We start from the raw sequence: 25,771 nt of genomic DNA, 5'->3' as shown, positions 1-25,771 counted from the left end.
CGTGATAGCGGTGTTATCGGCACGTATCCACAGAACTTTACGTTAAGTCACGCGACGCCATCAGAAGGTGATATCCACCACCAGCGTGTCGGTGTAATTCCCGGCGGGCGGCGTGGCCTGCCCGCTCAGCATTTTGGCGGTGTAGTTGTAGGTGTTCACCGTTCCGTCCGCGCTGACAGAACTGGCGGCGCTGCTCGCCCAGCGTTCGCTACCGCTCGGCCCCCAACGGCTGCTGGTGCTGCCTTTATAGATGTCGTAGCTCATCGAATTGGTACCGCTGACCATTTTTCGTACTGTGCCGCTGCCCGCGTTCGCGCCGTTGTTGATGCCCACGGTGTAGACGCTGCCTTTGGTGCAGGTGATGGCCACGGATTGCGACACCGGCAGGAAATTACTCACCAGCGGCGCGCTGCCGAAGTTCACATCCGGCGCGCTGATAGTGATGCAGTCGGTGGTGACGGTCATGTTTAACAGCGTCGTCACCACCACGGTGCCGGTTTGTGGCGTGCCGAGACAAATCCCCAGCAGCCCCGTTGGGCAAACGCTGTAGCTGATACTCAGGTTGACGCTGACCTGATAACTCCCGGCGCGAACGCTCTGCCCCGACACCGTGCGGAAGTAAATCGGCAAGGTGTAGCTTTTGGAGGTCAGCAGGCCGAGCAGCGTATTCCCGCTCCAGGAATAGGTTTGTGCGATGGCCGTTTCCGTCGTGTTGCTGCACGAAGAGGTCCCGCAGACCCTGACTGGTACCACATCGGCGGCGGCGGTGTTTTTCAGCGCCGGGCGCGTGCCCGACGTGGCGGTGGCGCTGACCACGTTCATGGAGACCGTATCGCTGGTCAGCAGATTCAGGACCGTGTCGCAGTTAACGATCAAATTGGCCGACGTTTGCTGTTCGGTGTTCTTGACCGTGAATGACGAGAGGCTGCCAAATGACGCATTCGCCATGCTGACCGTACAGGCCGCGTGCCCTGGCAGACTCACCCACCAGAGCAGGACCAACAACCCTAAAGCGCGACGCATTATTTCGTCTCCCGGCAGATGAGCGGCCCGTAGGTCAGCAGTTTGTGGTCTGGGTTGGGCTGCGTCACGAAATTGACCGCGCAGCGTTTGCCGTCCGGCGTGGTGACGGTCAGCGGGTTGTTGTCATTCAGGCTTTCAAGCCAGGCGATGCCGTCGTAGCCCACCGGCGCGTCCGCTTTTCCGGCACGCGAAACAATGCTGGCGACAGGCAGTGGTTTTCCGGCCTCATCATGGAGGATGACGCTCGCCACGCGCTCTTCTTCCATTGGAAATTCAAGCAGATATCCGCTGTTACGGCGTAACGCAATGCGTCTTTCCGTCTGTTTGAGTTGGGTATCCGCAGGCAGATTCAGGGCGTTAATGCTGTAGTTGGCGGGATACCAGGCCGAAACGCCGCTTATCAACAGATAACCTTTGTCGTTGGTTTCACCCACCGGCTGATGCTCGTAGTTCACTGGCACCGACGGCTGTCCATCGGTGCTGACCACCACAAACGCATCGTTGATTTTATTGGCAGCGAACATCTGCCCGTCCATTAGCACCAGCGATCCCATCGCTTCGCCCCACCAGGTCATTTCGTCTTCTTCTCCGTAGCCGCCGCCCTGCAGTTCGATATTGTTGTTGCGCCAGCCCAGCGTCGCCTGCTGATAGTTGCTCGACTGAGACTGCTGCGCCCAGGCCAGATTCCAGCTAAAGCCGCCGTCGGACGGCATGGTGTGGTTGTAGCTCACCCGTTGGGTATTGCCGTAATCCGGCGTATTTTCAGTGCTGACCGCCACGCTGTCCCTGTCGCCAAGCGGGATTTGCAGCGACATCGCCAGCGTCCAGTCGCCGCGCTGCTGGTCGCGACTGGCCGCCAGATAAATGCTACTGCTGCCCCACAGGTTGCGGCTCCAGGAGAGATTCAGCAGCTCGGTTTTTTGGCTGTCAAAGCTCTGAACGCCGATCCACGCCGCGCCGATGTTGCCGTAATTGCCCATATTCAGCGACAGTGAATACTGGTCGCTGCGCTGGCTGAGGCTGGCAATCGGATTATGATCGTCGTCGTACAGACGCGGGGTGTCATACAGGGCGAGGTTGCCGAAGGTTTTATCCCGATGGGTATGTTGGGTAATGAAACTGAATGCGCCGGTGCTGTACTGGTAGCCCCAGTTAAGCTGCTGCCCGCCTTCGCCGTCCATCTGGCTGTGAGTGTAACTGCCGTTGACGATGCCAAACTGGCCGAGTTTCACCAGCGCGCCTGCCCCGCCGAGCGCCAGTGATTCCGCGCCTTCCGCGTGGCCTTCCAGGGTCAGATAATCATTCACGCCGTAGCGATAGGTGCCGCTGCCCACCGCCGGGCCGTAGTCAAAATTTTCGATGCCATAGTTACGCCGCAATGCACCGAAGGTCGCCGCGCCGTCGCTGAGTCCGGGTTTGAGCATTTCGCTGGCGACGTAAAACGGCAGCGTGGTGCTGACCTGTCGGCCCAGCGCATCGGTGGTGACCAGCACCGCGTTGCCCGCACCGTTGATGTACGGCAGGTTGGTCAGTGTAAACGGTCCCGGCTGGAGCTGGGTCGAGCCTGCGCGATAGCCATCAATGAACAAGTCTACCGACGTCGGCACCGCCGCATCGCCGGTAAAGGTCGGCAGCGGCCAGGTGACGAGGTCAGGACGCAACGAAAAATCACGCCCAATTCGCACCCCACCGACGCGCACGCTGTTGCTCCAGCTCAGGGCGTCGCTGATGGTGTCGCCTAAATCCCACTCCAGAGCGTTGTCGTCATCGGTGTAGCTTAACGTGGTGTCGTAGCGCATATAGCCGTCGGCGAGCTGGCTATCGCCGCTGATATTTTGCCGGACGTAACCGGTCGAAGAGAGGCTATTCTTGCCGCTGAAAAAACGCAGCTCATGCCAGATGGCCGCCTGGCTCGCGCCATGCTGGGTCTGGCTGGTGTAGACATCGTAATTGAGCAGCGCGCCTGTGCCGTCCAGCGGAATAGCGCGCTTGATCCCGCTCTGAAAGGTGGCTTCTTTAGCGGCAAACCAGTCGGACGGCACGGTGAGCAACAGCCGCTGGCCGTTGCCGTCGTACTCCGTTTTGACCTCGCGCAGCGCTGACACGTCGACGTCGCCCGCCGGCAGTTTATCCTTCGGCAGCCCGGCGCGTTGCAGGTCGGCGCTGGCGATAAACCAGTGGTTATCCCGCTGGGTTACGGGCACCACGGTTTCAGTATCGTAGTGGTTGATAATCAGCCCAAGCTGATAAACCGACTGCTGGTTAATCTCGCGTGCATCCGGCGGCGGAGGCAGCAGATCGTCGCCCGATTCTGCCCGACAAAGACCTGAGCTGGTTAGCAATATGCACATGGCAAGTTTCGTCAGTTGCCCGGTGCGGACTGCCATTTCGCGTCCTGTGCATTGATGGTCGCGCTAATCTGGTCCGGACGCGTCACCCCCGGCGGCAGCGGCCAGCTTCGGCTTTCGCCGGGCAGGACATACCCCAGCAGGCCGGGCGCGATTTGCCGTTCACTGCCACCCTGGCGCAGTGAAACGTCACTTAATCGCACATGAACCAGGTCACGGTTGCGCACTTCAATCGCCGGTTTTCCATCGAGAGTGGTGTTACTCCAGCTCAGATTGCGGCCGTCGACCAGCACATGATTGTCCCCTTCGGCTTCCACCGGCACGCCCTGACCGTAAACGAACAGCGGGATCGAGTAGCGCATTTGCAGCTTGAGGCCCATTTGCGGTTTGGTGTCCGCCGCCGGCTGGGGAATTTCATCGATGATAATTCGGTAGGCGAACTCTTTTCCCTGCGGCACCGGGCTCTGTTTGATCAGGCGGATCAGCTGCTTCCCGCCGCGGTCAATGCGTAAAATCGGCGGACTCGCCACCACATCCTGCTGCTGCTGATAGCGCTCATGCCCCCGCTCCTGCTGCCAGCGGACAATGCGCACCTGCATGGTGGTGGCGCTCGCCCCTTGATTTTCAATCCACAGTTCGGTGGCTTTTTTATCCGCAGCCAGAAAAGGATCGATAGGCCAGATCAGCACCGTCCCAGCGGCATATGCGCCAGTCGGTGCCAGAAAGAGTCCGCTCAGACAAACCAGCGCGGACAACGCACGCGGCAGACAGCTCTGATTCATGGTGTTTCTCCCTGTATTACCATGACAATGTCACGGTGAGTTGGTCAGTGTAATTTCCTGCCGGGCTAAAGCCGGTCAACTGCGCGGCGCCATAAAGGGTGAGCGCGATACTGTCGCCGTTGGTGTAGGCCACGGAGACATTCTGATTGACCCCAATTTCACTGTTGGCCGCCAGGCTACTGCTGGTGTAAAGCCGGTAAGGCACCCGTTCGGTGCCGCCGGAACGCTGCATATTGCGCACCGTGGTGTAATTCTGCCCGCCGTTAATGCTCATGCTCAGCGCGACGCCCGGCGTACAGGCCAGCGTGAACGAGGCGTTCGGCACAAACTGGGTGCTGACCTGGCCAGACTTCACCCCGCTGTAGCTACCAAAATTCAGCGAACCCATCGCCCCGCCGGTGCCCGTGGCCACAGAACAGCCCGGCGTGATGGTGGCGTTAACCTTGAATGACTGGGTGGAGACCGTCAGCGCCTGCACCGGAAAGCCCATACTCAGCAGCGCAACCAGTCCCAAAAGGCGTAGCCGTTCCCGGACTTCCCGCAGGAAGCCTGACGCACCCCATGTCATTCGCGGGTTTAGTAATTGACGCTGACGTTAATCGTGTCGGTGTAAGTTCCCGGCACGACGGTCACGCTGTTGCCGCCGCCCTGAATACGTCCGTACAGGGTGTAACTGTCCACGCCCCCGGTGGTGGAGGCTATCGGCAACGCGGTGTTATTAGTGATCACGTTGTTGTAACCGCTATCGCTGTAGAGGCTGTATGCCACCCCCTGCGTAGCATTGGTGGTGCTGATCAGATAGCGGCCCGGCGTGCCTGGCGTACCGACGACTGTTCCCGGCGCGGTGCTGTTGGCATTCCCGGTGATGGTAACGGTGTAAGTATCGGTGGTGCACTGTACGGTAAAGCTGTTCCCGCCGCTGGCCCCCGAAAGCTGGGTGGTGAGCGTGGCGAAGGTCGCCGGATGCGTACCAAAATCGAGACTACCGAAGTTGATCCCGCTTTGGCTGGGTGAGCCGTTTATCAGACAACCGTTGGTCAGGGTTAAGGTTGCACCAATTGTGCCAAGACTGGTGACAGCCTGGGCGCCTGAGGACACCAGCGCCAGCAAACCGGCGGAGGTAATAAGAAGACGTATTCTGTTCATCGGGTCGTCTCCAGAGTCAGAAGTCCTGGCGCTTTTTTGTTTTGCGTCAGACGGTTAACAGGTCACCGTTGCGGGAACCTTAACTGAAATCTAGTTCAGGGGATTTCATTAAACCAACTTAGGGAGGTAAATTAAGTCTTTTGCCGTATTTACGTTTTTACGCGTTATAAATCATAAGATTAAAAGCATAACGGCAGAGGGAAATGACACGATGCAAACAATATATTCCCTCTATTGTGATGTAAATCACACAACGTTAACGGGGATATATTAGCGTGACTAACCAGTAGTTAAGCGTGATTAAATAATTACGCCATGCTGCAATATCGCAACGGAAAATTTTGCACCGAATAATTCACTGCATTTATTAATTAACTAAATAGATTAATTTGAATTATCAGTCGAAAAAATATTGTCATCAAATCCATCATTGGCACTTTTTTTATCAGGATTTCACTGTAGTCTTCTGTATTTCACATCTACAAGGAATCATGTGATGGCAGAAGAAAATAATACGGACAATGCAGATAGTCAGTCCGTCACCTGGCATAAACCAGAATGGAACGAACAAGGTAAATGCAGCTGGGAAGGTATCCAGACACAGCATGTTTCAAAAAATGCCAAGGCAATGCTTATTCTTCCTCCCACAAAAGTGATACCAGTGATTTTTCTACCCGGGGTAATGGGGACGAATTTGAGTTCTTCTAAAAGTTCGATTGAAGAAACGATATGGCGTGGGGATAATGATATTTCAGTGTTCATAGAATGGGCGTCTAAAACTGGCAATGAACGGCGAAAATTATTAGATCCCGACACTACAAAAGTCGATAATCGAGGAAAAATTAGCGACGACATTATCTCTCCCATCACAGATGATGGACACTTGCTTCCTACCCGTAAATCTCGAGGTTGGGGTGAGGTACTGCACTTCAGTTACGGGAAATTTCTTAGCGTCTTTCAAGGCGCGCTACTTGATGACTGGCAAAAAGCAGTCAAAACGGTCAGCAGTCTACAGGGAAATGTAGAAATACCAGAGCCTGTCGGCGGCGTATTAAGTCACCTCACCGAGGCTATTCTGGGAACTGAAGATGAAAATGAATCCCCAATGACGGCCGACGAATTGAAGCACTTCAGACAATTTCTTTTCCCGCTCCATGTCTTTGGGTACAACTGGTTGCAGGATAATAAAACATCGGCGTCACTGCTGGGAATATATATCGATAAGGTACTGGAACTCTATCGTTGCAAACACGGACATGGGCTTGCTATTGAAAAAGTGATCCTGGTTACTCACTCGATGGGTGGACTGGTTGCCCGCTACGTCTCGCAGGTTCTGGGCTATGAGGATAAAATTCTCGGAATTGTGCACGGAGTGATTCCAGATCTGGGCTCGCCGGCAGCATACCGAAGAATGAAAGTAGGGGCCGCGCAGGAAGGGCCTGCTGGGGCGGTTATGGGAAAATCTGCGGAAGAGTTAATGCCTGTCCTGGCGAGAGCACCTGCGCCCCTACAACTTCTGCCATCAGGCAAATATTGTAACGGTGCCTCCTGGCTAACGATTAAAGGGGGTGACGCAAATGGCGGTGACCTCAGACTTCCTCAGAATCAGGACCCATTTGGTGAGATATACCTCAATAAATCGCTGTGGTGGCGTTTATATGAGGCGGATATTATTGATAAGGACAAAAAGGCAGTAGAAAGTAATTGGGATAGCTACTTCAAATTAGTAGACACCAGTGTGCGTAGATTTATGAATGAGATTAATAAAGGGGGCTATCATCCGAATACATTTGCTTTCTATGGGAATAAGATCGATTCAGATGGTTCACTATTATGGAACAAAACCTCCGTGACCTATCCTAAAAACATGGCTGAAGGTGACAGAAAACTCAAAAACAACTTCAGAGAAATCAAACTTCCCTATAGTCGCTCTGACATCTATACACTCATATCTTCAAAAACGCCCGGAGACGGAACGGTACCCGTAGAATCTCTGAACACTATCCGCCATCTCCCGGCGCTAAAGAGCTCACTGGCCACCAAGGTCGAACACCAGGGCGCATATGAGGTAGACAGCTTTAAAGATATTGAGAGGCGCCCCGCTATCCGGTTTACGTTGCGTGCTATCGTGAAAATGGTTCAGGGGGTATCGTCGCCTTGCTAACAATAATACAGCAAAAATATATGCATACCACAAGAGTAGTAATTGCGGTCACTTTTATTATTTTTAATTCCGCCCTGATGGCAGCAACACCCATTCAAAAGGATACAGTTATGACAGAAGCTTTATTCTCCCGGACAAAACCTCAGTGCGTTGGTCGCTACCTTATTGACGTGCCGGAGTCGTTTAACAATAAACTCAAAGATATGGTTTTTATTGATGACTTTAAAATAGAAAGCAAACCTCAGTACCGCCCTCCATTTGAGCAACGTATACAACGCAGAGAGAAAGAACTTCGAGCTACCGAGACCTCTCCGGGCAACACAGTCGAAAATGCCCCATTTATCAAGCAGGTCATCCAGTTGCCGAATAATACCGGTGTTATTTTTGACCGAAATATTTCGAATGAAGACGATTTATCAAGAATGCTTGAAGCGTATGTATATGTGGATGGGATAACGTTTGCTATCACTACTAAAATTTTAGACCTGTCCGCTGCAAAATATGCAGAGAGAAAAAAAACCTATCTGGCCGCTGGTTTTACTGAAACACAAACAAATGAAAAACCCGCCAAAATGACAGCATTGCAGTCTCTGATATCAAGGCTCAGTGGCCGCCAGGATGAAGAAGTCCCTGTTGGGAAAGGTCTCTGTATTCCTAATGGGTTTGTTCGTGATGACGGTTCACCTCATCGCGAACAATTAACTTTCAGATATGCAGGTAATGATTTCACTTTCGGTCTTGAAACCAATAATACTACACTGGGTTCCTCTGACACGCTTTTTAAGCGCAGTGATGATATCAATGAAGCTCTAAAATTATCCCATTATAAATATACAATCAGTAAAAAAGAACTATCCCCTGATGGCATACCAGCACAGGAATGGCTTTTTGGTGGTAAACGTAGTATGACTGATGAAATGACAGGAAAAAATGAGAAAGTAGCTATTTATGACTTCATATTTTATGCAAATGAAGAGACGGCATCACCTCAAAGACCATGGATGAATATAAGGCTCAACAGTGAGTATAACGATACAGTTTACAGTGAGGCTCAAATGATATCTATCTGGGACAAACTTGTCGGTTCATTACGCTATCGCCCGGGTGCATTCTGAATCCAATACACTAGACGTTTAATACTCTTCTCTCAATCATCTGAGGGAAGGGAATAACAGGGAGGTTGGTATGTCATATCAGACAGTTGTCTCAAAGTGGTTATTTTTAATCGCGTGGGGACTCATCGCTGGCAGCACCTTTGCTATTGCGGGTGAAAGAGCCGAACTTAAGCCCTCGCAGCATCGCGAAATGGAAGTTCTATTCTCCCGGACAAAACATCAGTGCGTTGGTCGCTACCTGATTGACGTGCCGGAGTCGTTTAACAATAAACTCAAAGATATGGTTTTTATTGATGACTTTAAAATAGAAAGCAAACCTCAGTACCGCCCTCCTTTTGAACAACGTATACAACGCAGAGAGAAAGAACTTCGAGCTACCGAGACCTCTCCGGGCAACACAGTCGAAAATGCCCCATTTATCAAGCAGGTCATCCAGTTGCCGAATAATACTGGTGTTATTTTTGACCGAAATATTTCGAATGAAGACGATTTATCAAGAATGCTTGAAGCGTATGTATATGTGGATGGGATAACGTTTGCTATCACTACTAAAATTTTAGACCTGTCCGCTGCAAAATATGCAGAGAGAAAAAAAACCTATCTGGCCGCTGGTTTTACTGAAACACAAACAAATGAAAAACCCGCCAAAATGACAGCATTGCAGTCTCTGATATCAAGGCTCAGTGGCCGCCAGGATGAAGAAGTCCCTGTTGGGAAAGGTCTCTGTATTCCTAATGGGTTTGTTCGGGATGATGGACTGAAGCATTCAGAGAAAGTGTCGTTCAGCTACGAAAATGATGATTTTATTTTCGCGCTTGACACTGACAATACTATAAAAGGTTCAAATGATATATTATTGAACCGAAGTTCAGAAATTAACGAAGCAATAGATAGCGCTCACTATCGAACTATAAAAAGGGATGAAGCTATTCGTAACTCAATACGCACTCAGGAATGGCTTATCACAAGGATGCAAGAAAGCAATTCTATAAAAAGCAGCTTTCCTTTATTCGACTTCACCCTTTATGCTAACGAAGCTAATGCGGGAATAGAATCACCTTTAATGTCTATTGCATATAACAATAGAGATAAATTATCTAAATATAATCAAACAGAAATGATCTATATCTGGGATAGACTGACACGTACCTTACGATATCATTAGGGCCTGTAATACTTAATATTTTAGTATTCTTGAACGGAGACTCATCTTTAATAACAGAGTCTCCGCTCAATCATTACGCGGCGCTGATGGCAGCGCTGTCGAGCAGGGACATTTCTTCGCTGTTGAGCAGCTTTTCGATATTCACCAGAATGAGCATCCGTTCATCGAGCGCGCCGAGACCGGTGAGATATTCGGTCGACAGCGTGACAGCGAATTCCGGTGCCGGGCGAATCTGGTCCGACGCCAGCGACAGCACGTCGGAGACGCCGTCGACCACAATCCCTACCACGCGCTGGCTGAGATTCAGGACAATCACCACCGTGTTGTCGTTGTATTCCACATCTTCCTGGCTGAACTTCACGCGCAGGTCGACGATCGGCACAATCACACCGCGCAGGTTGGTCACGCCTTTGATGAACGACGGGGTGTTGGCAATGCGCGTTACCTGATCGTAGCCGCGAATTTCCTGCACCTTCAGGATATCAATCCCGTACTCTTCATTCCCCAACGTGAAGACCAGGAACTCCTGGCCCGAGGGTTCGCCCGCCAGTTTTGCTACATTCGTCATACCGGTCATTTTTTTCCCTTCTTCTTGCCATCAGGCGGCGGTGTACGCCACACGTTGCTCACGATTCAAACCCTGCAAAGCCTGAACATCGACAATCAGCGCCACGCTGCCATCCCCGAGGATGGTGGCGGCTGAAATGCCCGGCACTTTGCGGTAGTTGCTTTCCAGATTTTTCACCACCACCTGGTGCTGGCCGATCAGCTGATCCACCAACAGCGCATAGCGGCGGCCTGCGCTTTGCAGGATAACTACGATGCCCTGAGTGGCTTCGGTTTTGGCCCCCTGAACATCGAAAACTTTCCACAGTTCTACCAGCGGCAGGTATTCGCCGCGCACTTCCAGCACGCGCTCGCCGCCCGCCAGCGGATGCAAATCTTCATCACGCGGCTGTAAGGATTCCATCACCGCATTCAGCGGCAGAATGAAGACCTCACCGCTCACTTTCACTGACATTCCGTCGAGAATAGCCAGCGTCAGCGGCAGCAGAATGCGGATCGTGGTGCCCGCGCCCTGCTTCGATTTGATCTCAACGTGGCCGCCCATCTCCTGGATGTTCCGTTTCACCACGTCCATGCCGACACCGCGTCCGGAGACATCAGTTACCTGCTCGGCGGTTGAGAAGCCCGGCGCGAAAATCAGCATTCCGACGTCTTCGTCAGTCATGTTTTCGCTGACCGCCATACCCTGCGACATCGCCTTCGCCAGAATACGTTCGCGGTTCAGGCCAGCGCCGTCATCGGTGACTTCGATGCAGATGTTTCCGCCCTGGTGCTCCGCCGAGAGAATCAGGTTGCCGACCGCAGATTTCCCCGCCGCCATGCGGTTTTCTGGCGATTCGATGCCATGATCGAGACTGTTACGCACCAGGTGCGTCAACGGGTCGATAATGCGTTCGATCAAACTTTTATCCAGTTCGGTGGAGCTGCCCATCAGGGTCAGTTCCACCTGCTTATTCAGTTTGCCCGCCAGGTCACGCACCAGGCGCGGGAAGCGGCTGAAAACGTATTCCATCGGCATCATACGAATCGACATCACCGATTCTTGCAGGTCGCGCGCGTTACGCTCCAGCTGACCCATGCTGGTAATCAAATCGCCGTGCTCAACCGGGTCCAGTTCGTTAGAACGCTGGGCCAGCATCGACTGGGTGATCACCAGTTCGCCGACCAGGTTAATCAGCTGATCGACCTTCTCAACCGCCACGCGGATACTGGTAGATTCACTGGCTTTCGCCGGTTTTTCACGCTCAACACGCGGGGGAGCCGCCGTCTCTTTCGGCACGGCTTTGAGTACTGGCGCGTTGACCGCCGCAGGCACCGCGACCGCGGGGGCGTCCACTTCCGCAACCGCCGCCGTTTCGGTCACCGCGGTTGTCGTCGCGGTTTCAAAGGCAATCTGATCGGCTTCAATCACGAAGCACAGCACCGCCACGATGTCGTCCTGCGAAACCGCACCATCGAGGTTGGCGCTGAGGGAATCAGCAGTTTTCACCACGTGGCTAATCTGCGCGAGATTGCTGAGTTCTTCCTGCAACATCTCCGGCTCACCGGCTTTCAGACGCGACAGCACGATACGGGTTTGACCCGCGCTGTGCTCTGGGGCAATCGCCACCTCGCTTTCGCCATCTTCGCTGTCGACCACGGTCAGTTTTGCGCCCGCCGCCGGAGGTACCGCCTCACCTTTTGCTTCTAAGGCCAGTTGGCGCAGAGCGTGACAGATGTATTCAAAGCTGGCAGCGTCCGGCTCCTGCGAGCTTTTATAGGCATCGAGCTGTTCCTGCATAATGTCTTTCGTTTCCAAAAACAGGTTGATAATGTCGGTATTGAGCTGCATCTCACCGCGCCGTGCGTCGTCCAGCAGGTTTTCCATCAGGTGCGTGGTTTCCTGCAAAACGCTAAAACCGAAGGTGCCCGCGCCGCCCTTTATCGAGTGCGCCGCACGAAAAATGGCGTTCAGTTGCTCTGAGTCCGGGGCTTCTGGAACGAGATCCAGCAGGTGCTGCTCCATATCCGCCAACAATTCGTCGGCTTCATCAAAAAATGTCTGATAAAAATCGCTGATATCCATGCTCACGCTATCACCTCTGGAAGGATTGTGGCGCTGTGGGACTGGCCGCCGGAGGCAGCGCCGCCGGTTGCTGTAATACGCTTAACGGTTCGTTCTGGCTGGCGGCGTTTTCATGAAGAATGGCCTGCTCAGTCTGAGTGTTCAGCACCAGTAAACTGATGCGGCGGTTGATAGCGTCATCACCGCCGTGCGGCTTTAACTTCATGGTGTTGGCCATGCCGATAACGCGCAGCACTTTGCCGTCGTCCAGACCACCGGCCACCAGCTCCCGGCGCGAGGCGTTGGCGCGATCGGCAGAGAGTTCCCAGTTGCTGTATCCGCGATCGCCGTTGGCGTACGGGTAATCGTCGGTGTGGCCTGAAAGACTGATTTTGTTGGGTACTTCGTTCAGCACCGGGGCAATCGCACGCAGGATATCGCGCATGTATGATTCGACGTCCGCGCTGCCGGTTTTAAACATCGGGCGGTTCTGGCTGTCGATAATCTGAATGCGCAGCCCTTCCTGCACTAAATCGATTTTCAGATACTGGCGCAGCGCGCGTAGTTTCGGGTCAGACTCAATCAGCTGATCCAGTTCGCCGCGAACTTTCTTCAGCCGGTTCTGCTCCATGCGCTTTTTCAGCTCATCGATGTTCGGCTCTTTTTTCACTTCGCCCTGCTGCTGGGTGTAATCGTCCCCGCCGCCGGGAATGGGGCTGTCGCTGTTTGAAATACGCGGCCCGCCGGTGACCGCGGTGGCCAGTGGCGTGCGGAAGTACTCGGCAATCTGAATCAGCTCTTTCGGGCTGGAAATAGAGATGAGCCACATCACCAGAAAGAAGGCCATCATCGCGGTCATAAAGTCGGCGTAAGCAATCTTCCACGAGCCGTGTCCGGCGCTGCTGTGGTTTTTATGCTTACGTCGCTTAACGATGACGATTGGGTGGGCCTGATTTTTCATGCGTCCTCGGTGGTCGTCTGTTGTGCCGTTGGATTGCGCACCGCACGAACGTGCTCTTCCAGCTCAATGAACGATGGACGTTCGCTGGAGTACAGCGTCTTACGACCAAACTCCACCGCAATTGGCGGGGCGTAGCCGTTGAGGTTCGACAGCAGCGTGATTTTTACGCACTGCATCATCTTGGTGGTTTCCGCACTTTTCTGACGCAGCACCGTGGCCAGCGGGGAAATGAATCCGTAGGCCAGCAAAATACCGAGGAAAGTACCGACCATCGCGTGGGCAATCATCGCCCCGAGCTCCGCCGCCGGACGGTCCGCCGAGCCGAGCGCGTGAACCACGCCCATCACCGCCGCCACGATCCCGAACGCAGGCAGTGAATCGCCCACCAGCGCGAGGCTGTTGGCCGGGACTTCGGATTCGCTTTCGTGGGTTTCAATTTCTTCGTCCATCAGCGCTTCAATTTCGAAGGTGTTCATGTTGCCGCTGATGATGAGACGCAGATAATCGACGATGAATTCCAGCATGATTTTGTCCGCCAGAATGCGCGGGTAGCTGGCAAAGATTTCGCTTTCGGTCGGGTTTTCAATATCACGTTCGAGCGAGAACATGCCCTGCTGGCGTGACTTAGCCATTAGCCGGTACAGCAGCGCCAGCAGATCCATGTACATACTTTTGGTGTACTTCGAACGACGAAACAGTAATGGCAGCGCCCTCAGCGTTCCCTTGATGGCCTTACCATTGTTGCCAACGATAAATGCCCCTATGCCCGCGCCGCCAATAATAATCAGTTCAGCAGGCTGATAGAGTGCCCCAAGGTGTCCGCCGGTGAACGCATACCCGCCGAAAACTGTACCAAGAACAACCAGGTAACCTAATAAGATAAGCACGACATCATCCTTCCGCTATTGATAAGCCCGGGATGAACGGATGAGCATGTCACCGAAACGGCGGCAAAAAAAAAGCAGCGGACCTGCGTCCGCTGCTGGAGTGTTTTGCCACACCTGATCGTCGGTTAAACAGCTTGCTCTATCTGTTCATCCAGCAGTTGAGGTGTTATATCGGCAGGAACGCCGGAAAGTTTACGTCTTTTTACTGCACGTGACGGCGGCTGGCAGAGACTGCACACAAAGCTCCCCACGGGTTGGTGAGCATGGGTGATAAAATTGCCGCCGCAGCTATAGCAGCCGCTGAGCTCAAGCATACCGCTCTCAACAAAACGTACCAGGGTCCACGCACGGGTCAGCGCCAAAATTGGCCCACTTTCCTGCTGCGGACACTGCTCGAGATACAGGCGGTAAGCCCTGATGACCGCATCAACGCCGTTGCACAGACCGGTTTTAAGTAAATACTGCCAGGCATTACAGAACATCGATGAATGGATGTTCTGTTCCCAGGTCATAAACCAGTCGGTAGAGAACGGCAGCATGCCTTTCGGCGGCGGACTACCGCGCAGCTCTTTGTACAACTTAATGAGGCGACCGCGACTCAGCTGTGTTTCGCTTTCGAGCATCTGCAAACGAGCTCCCAGCGTAATCAGTTCCATTGCCAGTTGTATGTCGCGGGCTTCCTGAACAATGCTTTTTTCACTCATGGTCAGGCCCTTTTTTTCCGTGCAGAGCCATCTGCAAGGCTAGCTTCCTTCAGTAAGCGAGTAGAAAGCAGAATTCCGGTATGAATTTGTTGCAGATCATCAACCCGTGACTCTTGCGTGAGTTGGGTGATGGTCTGGTGGCTGTCAAAGCGGAACTGACAAACCAACTGGTTGGTTTCCGCTAATTTCACCATCTGTGGAAGGGTCAGAGAGCCCAAAGTTGTCGCCATCTCTTCGTTGATTCCGAGACGGAACATGGCAGAGGCTTTATCCTGACTTATCAAACGCTGTGCAAGTAATAAATAAGACAAATTAATGTCGTAAATATGCTTTAGCAACTCGGATGTATGCATTTTTCCCATCCCGAATAACCAACCATTATTGTATGCGGCAAGGCCGCACCCCGTGATGTCGCCGGGTAAATACCCGGTAAAAAAAAGAAAGGCCAAAAAAATGCATAGCTGACTTAGGTGCTGCGTCCATGCGGATCGTACGGTCATCTCATGCTAATCAGGTTAACCCTACAATTTTAATATTTCTTACAATTGACTAAGATTTTTCCTAATTCGAGGCAACTCTACTCGCCAGTTCTGACACATACAACGTGGCTTTACATGAAATTTGAAAATTATGTGATACGTGTCACATAAATCGGGTGAATCATAGCAGCAAACCCATCAGTTACAATGGTGATTTGTGTAAATTTCACCCAGTCGGCGTATTTTTCTATTCCATATAACTGAATAATTCCAATGAACACGTTCTGTTGCTCTTTTTTTAGACCAATCAGAAAAGTCTCTGAACAAAAGGATAATGGTCCTCTACCCCACCGGGAGTAGACTCATTATTACCATTTAAAAACAGTGAGTTATGAAACTTCAAATTGATTATAATTTCGAATGAAAATTATGAGGATTTTGTTAATTATGGTTAGAAATGAGTTACGGACATATTATCAACATTCGAAGTTTAAGATAAATGCGTAAAAAGTCACTCAAAGTTGTTGTCAAGCGATATTCTTAATATAAGAATAATTAATGAATATTAGAGGGCCCTCACATTTCATGCCTTTGCAGCCCCTTGCGACGGCTTACAAAACAGGGTAATAGGAATGAATGGGCGTTTTTCCGTCCCCATTTAAGGAGGCACAATGACCTACACTCACTTGTTAGTTGCTGTCGCACCGACACCGGAAAGTCATAAGCTGGTCAGTAAAGCGGTCTCGATTGCGCGGCCGGTCAATGCGCGTATCAGCCTCATTACCTCGGCAACCGATCCGGAAATGTATAACCAGTTCGCAGCGCCGATGCTCGAAAACCTGCGCGAGCTGATGCAGGAAGAAACCCGACAGTTTCTCGACGAACTGACAGCCCGGGCCGACTACCCGATTGCCAATGCCAACATTGCCTGCGGTGAATTAAGTGAACACATCAAAGATTTTTGCCTAAAGCAGCAGGTCGATTTGGTTATCTGCGGCAATCACAACAAAAGCTTCTTTGCCCGCGCCACCAGTAGCGCGAAAAGTGTGGTAGGAAACAGCGGTGTCGATGTGCTACTGGTATCGCTGGAAGACGAATAAAAAAATAGCCCGGTTTTCACACCGGGCTTTCTGCTATTTTCACGGCGGTTATCTATCACGCCAGTTTCGGAAACGCCGCGACTTTATTCTGCAGCCGACTTTCCGCCGTACGCGGGGTTATCTGCTTTAGGTCGTCAATGAAACGCTCCTGCCAGTGGTAGATATCATTCTTCTTAATCACCTCCAGCATCTCAGCATGACGCGACACTCTCTCGGTGAGCGGCATTGTCAGCGCCCTGTTCATCGCCGCAGCCACCTCATCTCGATCATAAGGATTAACGATCAGTGCCGAGGTTAATTCATTCGCCGCTCCGGCAAATTGTGACAGGACCAGTACGCCAGGGTTAGCAGGATCTTGTGCTGCGACATACTCCTTCGCCACCAGATTCATCCCGTCACGCAACGGCGTCACCAGCCCGACGTCCGAATAGCGGAACACCTTCATTAATAGCTTTCGGTCGAAGTGCTGATTGAGGTAATAAAGTGGCGTCCAGCCCAGCTGTCCGTAATGACCGTTGATGCGTCCGGCAGCGTTTTCCAGCTGATGACGAATATCCTGATAGGCCTGCACATCGCCGCGCGAGGTCGGCGCAATCTGGGTATAACGGATTTTACCGTGATGTTGCGGATAATTCTCCAGCAGCGCCTCATAGGCCTGGAAACGCTCCGGCAGACCTTTGGAATAATCCAGTCGCTCCACCGAGAATATATTCTGCACACCTTTCAGTTCCGCTTTCAGCTGCGCCAGTTTCGGCGGCAGCGGCCCCTGTGCCTGAGTGGCTATCTCTTTCGGGTCGATACCAATCGGATACACTTCGGTGCGGAACGTGTGGCCCCAGGCGCTGTGCGTTTTACTGCCGCGGCTGGTCAGACGCGTTTTGCTGGAGATGCAGTCGAGAAACGCCAGACGGTCGTTCTCGGTCTGGAAGCCCAGCAAATCGTAGTCACACATTTGTTCGAGCAGCTCCGCGTGTGTCGGCAGCGCGTTGAAGATTTCCGGCGTCGGGAATGGAATGTGCAGGAAAAAGCCGATGCGGTTATTCACCCCGCGCTGACGCAACTCGCTGGCGAACGGCAACAGGTGATAATCGTGCACCCACAGCGTGTCGTCTTCCTTTATCAGCGGCAGCAATTTGTCTGCCAGCGTCGCGTTGACGCGCAGATAACCTTCCCAGGCCTCACGCTGGAAGTTGACTAAATCCAGACGGTAGTGAAATGCGGGCCACAGTACAGCGTTGGAAAACTGGTTGTAATACAGGTCATGATCCTGCTCATTGAGATTGAAGGACGCCCAGGTAATGTCACCGCGTGTCACTTTCTTTAGCGGCTTGTCTTCATCCCCAGTTTCCCCACTCCAGCCAAACCACAGCCCACCTGCGGCTTTAAGCGCCCCCAGTACACCTACCGCCAGCCCACCTGCACTCGATTTTTTGTCATCCGGCGGGGCAATACGATTAGATACTACGACCAAGCGACTCATAGCCTTCTCTCCTGTCAGTTAGCGCGTGTTGTTGTTGTGCGAGCTCGAGCAACCATTGATGGGTGTCCGCTACGCTTGCCAAACGAAAATGCGCGTGCGTCTCTCCCGGCCCGACTTTTACCGTGACTCCCCCGGCAAGATTGACCACGTCGAATCCTGCCTCATCGGTCAGGTCATCGCCGATAAATACCGGCTGTCGGCCCAGGAACGGCGCTTCCTGCATAAAGGCCGAAATGGCGGCCCCTTTATTAATTCCTGTTGGTTTAATTTCCACCACGCATTTCCCCGGCTGCAGCGCCAGCCCCTCAAAACGGGACACGGCCTGCGCCGCCAGCTGTTCAACCGCCTGCTGGTGCTGCGGGGCCTGGCGATAATGCAGCGCAAAGGCCATCCCTTTGTTTTCCACTTCACAGCCTGTCAGCGGAGCCATGCCTGCGGTCAGCCACTCAAGAAGCGCGTCGGCAAGCGTGGCGGGCAATCTCACAATGTGCGTTTGGCCCTTGATATCACGGCGTTCAGCCCCGTGCACTCCCGCCAGTGGGAAGTGATATGGCGCCGCGAGCGCATCCAGCTCAGACATTGAGCGCCCTGAAATCAATGCCAATGCCCCGGCCTGCTGCTCAGCCAGTTGCTGCAGCGTCATACGGATGGGCCCGGGAATAATGACCTGATCGGGATGTGGCTTGATGTCTGCCAGCGTGCCATCCAAATCAAAGAAAAATGCGTAGTTTCCGCGCAAAACCGGCGGAGCGGTTAACGGGTCTGTCACCCTGTTTACCTCCTCAAGCATATAAAACATACTCTAAATAATTCGAGTTGCAGGAAGGCGGCAAGCCTGTGAGACCCCAGGAGCTTACTCAAGTAAGTGACTGGGGCGAACAGGTGTAGCCAACGCACCTGCAACTTGAAGTATGACGAGTATAAACATTAGCAGTGTAAGTATAGGCAGTGTGACCAGGCTCGCCATTTTCGAATGAAAACGCCAGGGAAATTACCCCCTGGCGCGATGAGATCTTACACTTAAAAGTTGGAGAGAAATCAGACTGCCCGTTTCGCTTTTTGCTTGTAACGGTCGAAGATGACCGCCGCCAGTAAAATCAGTCCACGCACCACATATTGCGAGAACGGAGAAATGTTTAACAGGTTCATGGCATTTTCTACTGTTCCCAGGATTAAAATCCCCGCTACAACGTAGGAAATCTTGCCAATCCCCCCTTTCAAAGATACGCCGCCGAGCACGCAGGCCGAGATAACAATCAGCTCATAGCCCATCGAGGTCATCGGCTGTCCGCTGGTCATACGTGAAGCGAGGATGATTCCCGCCGCCGCTGAGACTAATCCGGAAAGTACAAAAATGATGATTTTGGTGCGCACCACCGGCACACCGGCCAGCCGCGCTGCTTCTTCATTACCGCCAATCGCCAGAGTATTTCGGCCAAACGTGGTTTTATTGAGCAGCAGGCCAAACACAATCAGGCACGCCACCGTCAGCCAGATGGGCGCAGGCAGGCCCAGCCAGTTGGCGTAGCCAAGCGTAAAGAAGCGCTCGTCTTCGATGCCCACCGCTTTACCATCAGAAATGATATACGCCAGGCCGCGCACAATTTGCATGGTGGCCAGCGTCGTGATCAGGGCGTTGATTTTCAGACGCGCAATCACGAAGCCGTTCACCAGGCCGCTCAGTGCCCCGAGCAGCAGCCCGGCAAACACCCCGAGCCACAGACTTTCCGACAGGTTAATAACCACGGCGGTGGTGACGCCTGCGCAGGCAATCACCGATGCGACCGACAGGTCGAAATCTCCCGATGCCAGGCAGAACAGCATCCCACAGGCCACCATCCCGGACATCGAAATCGCCAGCAGCAGCCCTTTCATGTTCACGAAGCTGGCAAAGTTCGGCACAAAAATGGCGCAGGCAAGGAACAGCACGGCGAACACCACCAGCATGCCGTACTGATCCCAGATGCGCCCCACGCTAAAGGTATTCCGGCGTGGGCCGGAGGTTGTCACAGCGGACATAATTGACTCCTTGGTCAGGCTTTCAGGCAACGGCCTGAGTGGTTTTCGGCATCGCCAGGCTCAACGCCTGCTGTTCATTCGCGCTTTCGTGCAGCAGCTCGCCTGCTATTTCTCCCTCACGCATCACAATGATGCGGTCGGCCACGCCGAGCACTTCTGGCAGGTCGCTGGAGGCAAACAGCACCGCCACGCCCGATCTCGCCAGCGCATAAATAACGTTATAGATTTCGTGCTTGGCGCCCACATCAATGCCGCGCGTCGGCTCATCGAGCAAAATGACTTTCATATCCTCGGACAGCCAGCGCCCCAGAATGGCTTTCTGTTGATTGCCGCCGGAGAGGTTCATGATCAGTTGCTCCGCGCCGGGAGTTTTGATATTCAGCGATTGAATATGGTGCTCGGCATTGCGGGCTTCCCAGGCGTTATTGATCAGGCATCCGGCGCGGATGTGCCTGCGACGGGCGCTGATATTGATGTTGTCGCGTACCGAGTGCACCGGGATTATCCCGTCGGCTTTCCTGTCTTCCGGGCATAGCATCATTCCGGCGCGAATGGCGTGGGCCGGCTTGCGAATATCCACCGACTGACCGTCAATCGTCACCTGGCCGCCAGTAATTCGGGTGCCGCCAAACAGCCCTTTCATTAATTCGCTGCGCCCGGCCCCCACCAGCCCAAACAGGCCGACGATTTCACCACTTTTCACCGACAGGCTGATCGGCTGACGTACGCCCGGCGCTTTGACGTTATCCAGACGCAGGCGCTCCGCGCCGTATTCGCGCGGCTGCCAGCCGTAGATATCGCCGATTTCACGGCCAACCATCGCCTGCACCAGTTGGTCGTGATTCACCAGTTTGGTGTCATCAAACGTACGAACGTAGCGCCCGTCTTTAAACACGGTGATCGCATCGCTGAGGGCAAAAATCTCCTCCATACGGTGCGAAACATAAATAATGACCCGACCTTCGTTACGCAGTTCGCGGATAACCCGGAACAGGTTGTCAATTTCACGTGCCGAGAGCGAGCTGGTCGGCTCATCAAAGGCGATGACCTTCGCGTTACGCGCCAGTGCCTTAGCAATTTCCACCATCTGCCACTGGCCGATGGAGAGATATTTGAGCGGCGTCTGTGGGTCGATATCCAGCCCAAGGTGTTGCAGCTGGAGACCCGCCTCGTAGTTAAGCAGCGTTCGGTTAACGATCCCGCCCTTGTGCGGCATCTGCCCAAGATAAATGTTTTCCGCCACCGTCATTTCAGGCACCAGATGCAGCTCCTGATAAATGATTGCCACCCCGGCGTTGAGCGCCGCGGTGGTATCGGCAAAACTGACCTCCTCGCCGCGGAGTGCCAGCGTGCCGCCCGTCGGGGCGTAGTTACCGCTGAGGATTTTCAGCAGCGTCGATTTTCCGGCACCGTTTTCGCCCATCAGCGCATGCACCTGTCCGGCATAGCAGTTGAAGCTAATGTCGGTGAGGGCTTTCACGCCGGGGAAGGTTTTGCTGATACCGCGAAATGAGAGGTAAGGCTGTGACTGTTGCATAAGCACTCCACATTCTTTTCTGCCCCCGGCGCGAGTGCCGGGGGCGACTGCGTCAGGCCTTACAGCCCTTTCTTCGCCAGCTCTGCTTTAAAGTTGTCGCGAGTGATCAGCACCACGTCGGTCACCGCTGTGAATTTCGGTGGCTCCGCGTCTTTGGTCACCCAGTTGTAGAGCATCTGGCTGGTTTTGTAGCCGTGAACGTCCGGGCTTGGCAACAGTGAACCGTAGAACCCGGTCGGCTGCGCTTTGGAAAGTTCATTCACCGCATCCACACCGTTGATGCCGATCCCGATAACGTCCGGCGCTTTAAAGCCCTGACCTTCTGTCGCACGCACGCCACCCAATACGGTGTTGTCGTTCATGCCCAGCACCAGCCAGTGTTTCACGCCCGGATGCTGAACCAGCAGGGAGTTACCGGCGTCGAAAGCGCCAGGGATGTCGTTAGATTTGGTTGGCACCTGATAGATTTGCGCGGCAGGGAAACCGGCTTTTTTCAGCGCGTCCATCGAACCGGTGGTGCGACGGCGGGCGGTGTCGAGCTCGTCGGCGGTGATAGCCATCACACCGGTCTCTTTCACATCCCAACCGCGTTTTTGCATTTCTTTATACAGCTCATCACCCTGACGGGCGCCGATTTCGCTGGCCGCCATCATCACCAATGGCACGGTGTCCATCGGTTTGCCTTTGGCGTTGACGAACTGATCGTCGACGGTGATGACTTTCATGTCATAGCTGCGCGCTTTGGCCATGATCGCCGGCCCCAGTTTTGGGTCAGGCGTACAGATGACGAAGCCTTTCGCGCCGTTAGCCGCCAGGCTATCAATGGCGTTCAGCGTTTTCTCACCGTCCGGCACAGCAATTTTGATGACGTCAAAACCTAAATCTTTCCCGGCCTTGTCAGCGAAACGCCATTCGGTCTGGAACCATGGCTCTTCTGGCTGCTTCACCAGAAAACCGAGTTTCATGGTTTCAGCGATAGCTGATTGTGACATAACCGCTGTCAGGCCGATGACCGCCAGCGCTTTAGTGAATTTGTGCATGGTTAACTCCAGCTTTAATGTTCTTTTTTGTAAGGGAAATCGGAACAACTTATTTTTATCAGCAGTAAAACAATGCATTAGCGGCTTCGTTTGAAATCGCTATTACGCTGAACCATTAATAGCGGGAAATTAATTATCCATAAGAGAGCGCCATCACACCGCAGAATTACAGTAATTGCGTGCATACATTCAGCGAGAAATGACATAAAAAAAGGGCGAATTGTCAGACAATTCACCCCGGGGTTAGCAGAATAATCTATAGCGGCGGTCTGTAAATCCTTATCTCACCAGCGATAATAAATATGCTCTGCGTGTTCACGCACGGGCGCTTCGTCGCCGAGTAATCGGGCGGCGACGGTAAAGGCGAAATCAAATACGTGCCCAAAGCCTTTGCCGCTGATCAAATTGCCGTCTTCCACCACCGGCGCATCGACATAATTGCCGTCTTTTACGTCCTGCCAGAGATCGCCCGAGCACACGTAGTTGCGCCCTTTTAACAGGCCGTTGCCGCCCAAAACACGTGCCGCCGCAGAGCAGATGGGGCAAATCAATTTGCCTGCCGCATCGTGCGTCGCCACAAAATCTATCACCTGTGGGTTGGCCGCCAGATTGACGCTCCCCTGCGGGCCGCCGGGCAGAACCACCGCATCGTACAGGACGCCGCTGCGCTCAGTGAGCGTGCTGTCGGCCACCATTGGGATCCCGTGATAGCTGGTCACCCCGCGGCTGGTGGTGCAGGCCAGCAGTTCCACATCCAGATCCAAACGACGCAGAATATCAATGGTGACGATGGCCTCACCTTCCTCAAATCCAGGTGCCAGCAGCACCGCAACTTTTTTCATTTCGTTCTCCTTAAACTCAAATTTTTGCTTGCGGGAATTACCGCTAATATTGTCCAAAAATATATATACTTGAAAGCAATAATAACGATCAATGCAAAGCAGATCGCAGTTTTATCTTTTAAGCACAGAATATAATTGCATTGAACATCATGCCGTTAACATCGACCACAGCAGATTTTTAGACCGGTAATATCGAATATTCACAACATCATGTAACGAAGCGTAAATAATAATGGTCACAACGCTAAATAAGGATATTGCTATGACAGTCCCTGGAATGGTTCAGAAACTCAACGCGCAAATGAATCTGGAGTTTTGTGCCTCCAACTTTTATCTGCATCTGAGCGACTGGTGCAGTGAACATAAGCTCCCGGGAACCGCAACGTTCCTGCGGTCACAGGCGCAATCCAACGTCACTCAAATGATGCGCGTTTTTGATTTCATGAAAAAAGCCGGTGCCTATCCGGTGGTTAAAGAATCTACACCCTGCGACGACAGCTGCAACACCCTCGAAGACCTGTTCTTGAAAACCCTTGAAGAACACCAGCAGCGGATCAGCACGCTCGAGGCATTGACGCTTGAAGCCAAAGCGCTTCGTGACGATGGTACCCTGCACTTCCTGAATACTCTGGAAAAAGAGCAGCTGCAGGATGGCATTCTGCTACAGACCCTTCTCGATGAAGTGCGCTGTGCCAGAAAAGCCGGGCTTGGCATGCATCAAACCGATCAGCACCTGCTGAATGTGATGGCTCATCGCCATCATTAATCTGTTTCGGGCGGCTGAGTCCGCCCCATCCGCTTTCTCATTTGTTAAATAAATGTACACAACAGACTGTTTTTACAGCTGTTTATAAATCCGATCTGCCTCCCAACCAAAAACACTACAAAGTGTAATGATTTACCCCTTCTTTATGGATGAGACAGGTGAGAAATGATTACGCTTGAGTTTGCAGTCATTATTTTATGCTTGCTGGTGGGAACCCGCTTTGGCGGGATGGGCCTGGGGCTAATTAGCGGTATCGGCTTATTTATTCTGTGCTTTGTTTTTGGGCTCGAGCCAGGCAAACCGCCGGTAGAGGTGATGCTGACCATTCTGGCGGTGATCGGCTGTGCGGCCACGCTGCAAACCGCGGGCGGGCTGAATGTGATGATGCAATTCGCCGAAAAGCTGCTGCGTAAGCACCCGCAGCACATCACACTGTTAGCCCCTTTCACCACCTGGACGCTGACCTTTCTTTGCGGCACCGGGCACGTGGTCTACACCATGTTTCCCATCATCGCCGATATAGCACTGAAAAAAGGGATTCGCCCGGAACGTCCGATGGCGGTGGCGTCGGTGGCCTCGCAAATGGCGATTACCGCCTCGCCGGTATCAGTGGCGGTCGTGTCACTGGTGTCGATTCTCGGCGCGCAGCATGGGATCGGTCACGCATGGAGCATTCTCGACATTCTGGCGGTATCGGTTCCGGCATCATTATTCGGCGTGGCGATTGCGGCGTTATGGAGCCTACGTCGCGGTAAAGACCTGGCCGACGATATGGAGTTTCAGACCAAACTGAGGGACCCGAAACAACGTGAGTTCATCTACGGCAGCACCGAAACGCTGCTCAACCAACGCTTTTCGCGCGAAGCCTATTTGTCAACGTGGATCTTCTTCGCCGGGATATTCGTGGTGGTGCTGCTCGGCGCTCTGCCGGAACTGCGCCCGTCGTTCGAAGTGAAAGGCAAACTCGCGCCGCTGTCGATGAACCTGGTCATTCAGATGATGATGCTGATTGCCGGGGCGGTGATGCTGATGGTTTGCAAAGTGAACGCCGCCGCAATTTCCAACGGGGCGGTTTTCAAGGCCGGAATGGTGGCGATATTCTCGGTGTTTGGCGTGGCATGGATGAGCGATACCTTTTTCCAGTCGCATTTGCCCGAGCTGAAAATGGCGCTGGAAGGCGTGGTGCAAGAGCATCCATGGACCTACGCGATTGTGCTGTTCCTGGTCTCAAAACTGGTTAACAGCCAGGCCGCCGCGCTGACCGCCGTCGCCCCGATGGGGCTGATGCTTGGCGTGGAGCCGAAAATGCTGATCGCTTTCTTCCCGGCGGCATACGGCTATTTCGTCTTACCGACCTACCCGAGCGATTTGGCCTGTATCGGCTTCGACCGTTCCGGCACCACCCGCATTGGCAAATTCATTATCAACCACAGCTTTATTCTGCCGGGTCTGATTTCTGTGAGCTGCGCCTGTGTGGCGAGTTATTTGTTGGTTGAAGCGCTGTATTGATAAGCGATAAATGTCCGGCGGCGTATTGAGGCATATCTCCCTGACTTATGCAGAACTTATTTACGGCAGTCAGGGAGCTTCAGGCGATGCATA

The 25,771-nt window shown here is 53.2% G+C and carries 23 protein-coding genes; 6 read left to right on the top strand and 17 right to left on the bottom strand.

Going from position 1 to position 25,771, the window contains the following annotated elements; all coding sequences use genetic code 11:
• Positions 1–60 precede the first annotated feature (60 nt).
• From A8O29_RS09045 to A8O29_RS09025, 5 genes are all read right to left on the bottom strand, one after another.
• On the bottom strand, positions 61–1,023 hold the full coding sequence (locus tag A8O29_RS09045; RefSeq protein ID WP_125351901.1) for a Csu type fimbrial protein: 963 nt from the start codon (positions 1,021–1,023) through the stop codon (positions 61–63).
• Entirely contained in the window at positions 1,023–3,410 is a 2,388-nt protein-coding gene (locus A8O29_RS09040; protein WP_125351900.1) for a fimbria/pilus outer membrane usher protein, read from the bottom strand. Before A8O29_RS09040 ends, A8O29_RS09045 begins: the two co-directional genes overlap by 1 nt.
• The gene (locus tag A8O29_RS09035) at positions 3,386–4,153 is read right to left on the bottom strand and encodes a fimbrial biogenesis chaperone (RefSeq protein WP_125351899.1); all 768 of its coding nucleotides are present in this window, start codon (positions 4,151–4,153) and stop codon (positions 3,386–3,388) included. The genes A8O29_RS09040 and A8O29_RS09035 overlap by 25 nt, the downstream gene beginning before the upstream one ends.
• Before the next feature lie 16 nt (positions 4,154–4,169).
• The gene (locus A8O29_RS09030) at positions 4,170–4,643 is read right to left on the bottom strand and encodes a Csu type fimbrial protein (protein WP_246316667.1); all 474 of its coding nucleotides are present in this window, start codon (positions 4,641–4,643) and stop codon (positions 4,170–4,172) included.
• An 86-nt stretch (positions 4,644–4,729) separates the two neighbouring features.
• On the bottom strand, positions 4,730–5,299 hold the full coding sequence (locus tag A8O29_RS09025) for a spore coat protein U domain-containing protein (RefSeq protein ID WP_125351897.1): 570 nt from the start codon (positions 5,297–5,299) through the stop codon (positions 4,730–4,732).
• Between the two features lie 496 nt (positions 5,300–5,795).
• Here A8O29_RS09025 and A8O29_RS09020 point away from each other — a divergent pair, with 496 nt between their 5' ends.
• The 3 genes from A8O29_RS09020 (at position 5,796) to A8O29_RS09010 (ending at position 9,743) form a co-directional block, all read left to right on the top strand.
• A complete protein-coding gene (locus A8O29_RS09020) occupies positions 5,796–7,463 on the top strand; it encodes an esterase/lipase family protein (RefSeq protein ID WP_125351896.1) in 1,668 nt (555 codons plus the stop codon).
• 20 nt (positions 7,464–7,483) lie between these two features.
• The gene (locus A8O29_RS09015) at positions 7,484–8,578 is read left to right on the top strand and encodes a T6SS immunity protein Tli4 family protein (protein ID WP_174081286.1); all 1,095 of its coding nucleotides are present in this window, start codon (positions 7,484–7,486) and stop codon (positions 8,576–8,578) included.
• A gap of 70 nt (positions 8,579–8,648) precedes the next feature.
• Positions 8,649–9,743, top strand: coding sequence for a T6SS immunity protein Tli4 family protein (locus tag A8O29_RS09010; protein ID WP_246316650.1), 1,095 nt, complete (start codon positions 8,649–8,651; stop codon positions 9,741–9,743).
• Positions 9,744–9,816: 73 nt separating this feature from the next.
• Here A8O29_RS09010 and cheW read toward each other — a convergent pair whose 3' ends face one another.
• The 6 genes from cheW to flhD form a co-directional block, all read right to left on the bottom strand.
• Complete coding sequence (gene cheW, locus A8O29_RS09005) at positions 9,817–10,320, bottom strand: chemotaxis protein CheW (protein WP_125351895.1); 504 nt, start codon at positions 10,318–10,320, stop codon at positions 9,817–9,819.
• Positions 10,321–10,341: 21 nt separating this feature from the next.
• Complete coding sequence (cheA, locus tag A8O29_RS09000) at positions 10,342–12,381, bottom strand: chemotaxis protein CheA (protein ID WP_125351894.1); 2,040 nt, start codon at positions 12,379–12,381, stop codon at positions 10,342–10,344.
• 4 nt (positions 12,382–12,385) lie between these two features.
• A complete protein-coding gene (gene motB / locus A8O29_RS08995) occupies positions 12,386–13,315 on the bottom strand; it encodes a flagellar motor protein MotB (protein ID WP_125351893.1) in 930 nt (309 codons plus the stop codon).
• Positions 13,312–14,202 carry a flagellar motor stator protein MotA gene (gene motA / locus A8O29_RS08990; protein WP_125351892.1) on the bottom strand — a complete coding sequence of 297 codons (891 nt, stop codon included), beginning with the start codon at positions 14,200–14,202 and terminating at the stop codon, positions 13,312–13,314. Before motA ends, motB begins: the two co-directional genes overlap by 4 nt.
• Positions 14,203–14,327: 125 nt before the next feature.
• Positions 14,328–14,906 carry a flagellar transcriptional regulator FlhC gene (flhC, locus tag A8O29_RS08985; RefSeq protein WP_110512332.1) on the bottom strand — a complete coding sequence of 193 codons (579 nt, stop codon included), beginning with the start codon at positions 14,904–14,906 and terminating at the stop codon, positions 14,328–14,330.
• A 2-nt stretch (positions 14,907–14,908) separates the two neighbouring features.
• Positions 14,909–15,259 (bottom strand): flagellar transcriptional regulator FlhD, encoded by a 351-nt coding sequence (gene flhD / locus A8O29_RS08980; protein WP_211117224.1) that lies wholly within the window; start codon positions 15,257–15,259, stop codon positions 14,909–14,911.
• 797 nt (positions 15,260–16,056) lie between these two features.
• Here flhD and uspC point away from each other — a divergent pair.
• Positions 16,057–16,485, top strand: a complete 429-nt coding sequence (gene uspC, locus A8O29_RS08975; RefSeq protein WP_125351891.1) for a universal stress protein UspC — start codon at positions 16,057–16,059, stop codon at positions 16,483–16,485.
• A 55-nt stretch (positions 16,486–16,540) separates the two neighbouring features.
• Here uspC and otsA read toward each other — a convergent pair whose 3' ends face one another.
• From otsA to A8O29_RS08945, 6 genes are all read right to left on the bottom strand, one after another.
• Positions 16,541–17,965, bottom strand: coding sequence for an alpha,alpha-trehalose-phosphate synthase (gene otsA / locus A8O29_RS08970; protein WP_125351890.1), 1,425 nt, complete (start codon positions 17,963–17,965; stop codon positions 16,541–16,543).
• Positions 17,940–18,734 (bottom strand): trehalose-phosphatase, encoded by a 795-nt coding sequence (otsB, locus tag A8O29_RS08965; protein WP_168713819.1) that lies wholly within the window; start codon positions 18,732–18,734, stop codon positions 17,940–17,942. The genes otsA and otsB overlap by 26 nt, the downstream gene beginning before the upstream one ends.
• Before the next feature lie 269 nt (positions 18,735–19,003).
• Complete coding sequence (araH, locus tag A8O29_RS08960) at positions 19,004–19,984, bottom strand: L-arabinose ABC transporter permease AraH (RefSeq protein WP_110512327.1); 981 nt, start codon at positions 19,982–19,984, stop codon at positions 19,004–19,006.
• A 22-nt stretch (positions 19,985–20,006) separates the two neighbouring features.
• Complete coding sequence (gene araG / locus A8O29_RS08955) at positions 20,007–21,521, bottom strand: L-arabinose ABC transporter ATP-binding protein AraG (RefSeq protein ID WP_125351888.1); 1,515 nt, start codon at positions 21,519–21,521, stop codon at positions 20,007–20,009.
• Positions 21,522–21,580: 59 nt separating this feature from the next.
• Complete coding sequence (locus A8O29_RS08950; RefSeq protein WP_110512325.1) at positions 21,581–22,561, bottom strand: arabinose ABC transporter substrate-binding protein; 981 nt, start codon at positions 22,559–22,561, stop codon at positions 21,581–21,583.
• Between the two features lie 284 nt (positions 22,562–22,845).
• Entirely contained in the window at positions 22,846–23,403 is a 558-nt protein-coding gene (locus A8O29_RS08945; protein ID WP_125351887.1) for a DJ-1/PfpI family protein, read from the bottom strand.
• Positions 23,404–23,665: 262 nt separating this feature from the next.
• On the opposite strand from A8O29_RS08945, the gene A8O29_RS08940 reads away from it, so the two are divergent.
• Positions 23,666–24,169: a non-heme ferritin-like protein gene (locus A8O29_RS08940; protein ID WP_125351886.1), complete on the top strand. Its 504-nt coding sequence runs from the start codon at positions 23,666–23,668 to the stop codon at positions 24,167–24,169.
• 165 nt (positions 24,170–24,334) lie between these two features.
• Complete coding sequence (locus tag A8O29_RS08935) at positions 24,335–25,678, top strand: anaerobic C4-dicarboxylate transporter (RefSeq protein WP_125351885.1); 1,344 nt, start codon at positions 24,335–24,337, stop codon at positions 25,676–25,678.
• The last annotated feature ends 93 nt before the right edge of the window (positions 25,679–25,771 follow it).

Source organism: Scandinavium goeteborgense (genome assembly GCF_003935895.2).
In the GTDB taxonomy this organism is placed as follows: Bacteria; Pseudomonadota; Gammaproteobacteria; order Enterobacterales; family Enterobacteriaceae; genus Scandinavium; species Scandinavium goeteborgense.
This window is presented reverse-complemented; position numbering and strand designations above follow the sequence as displayed.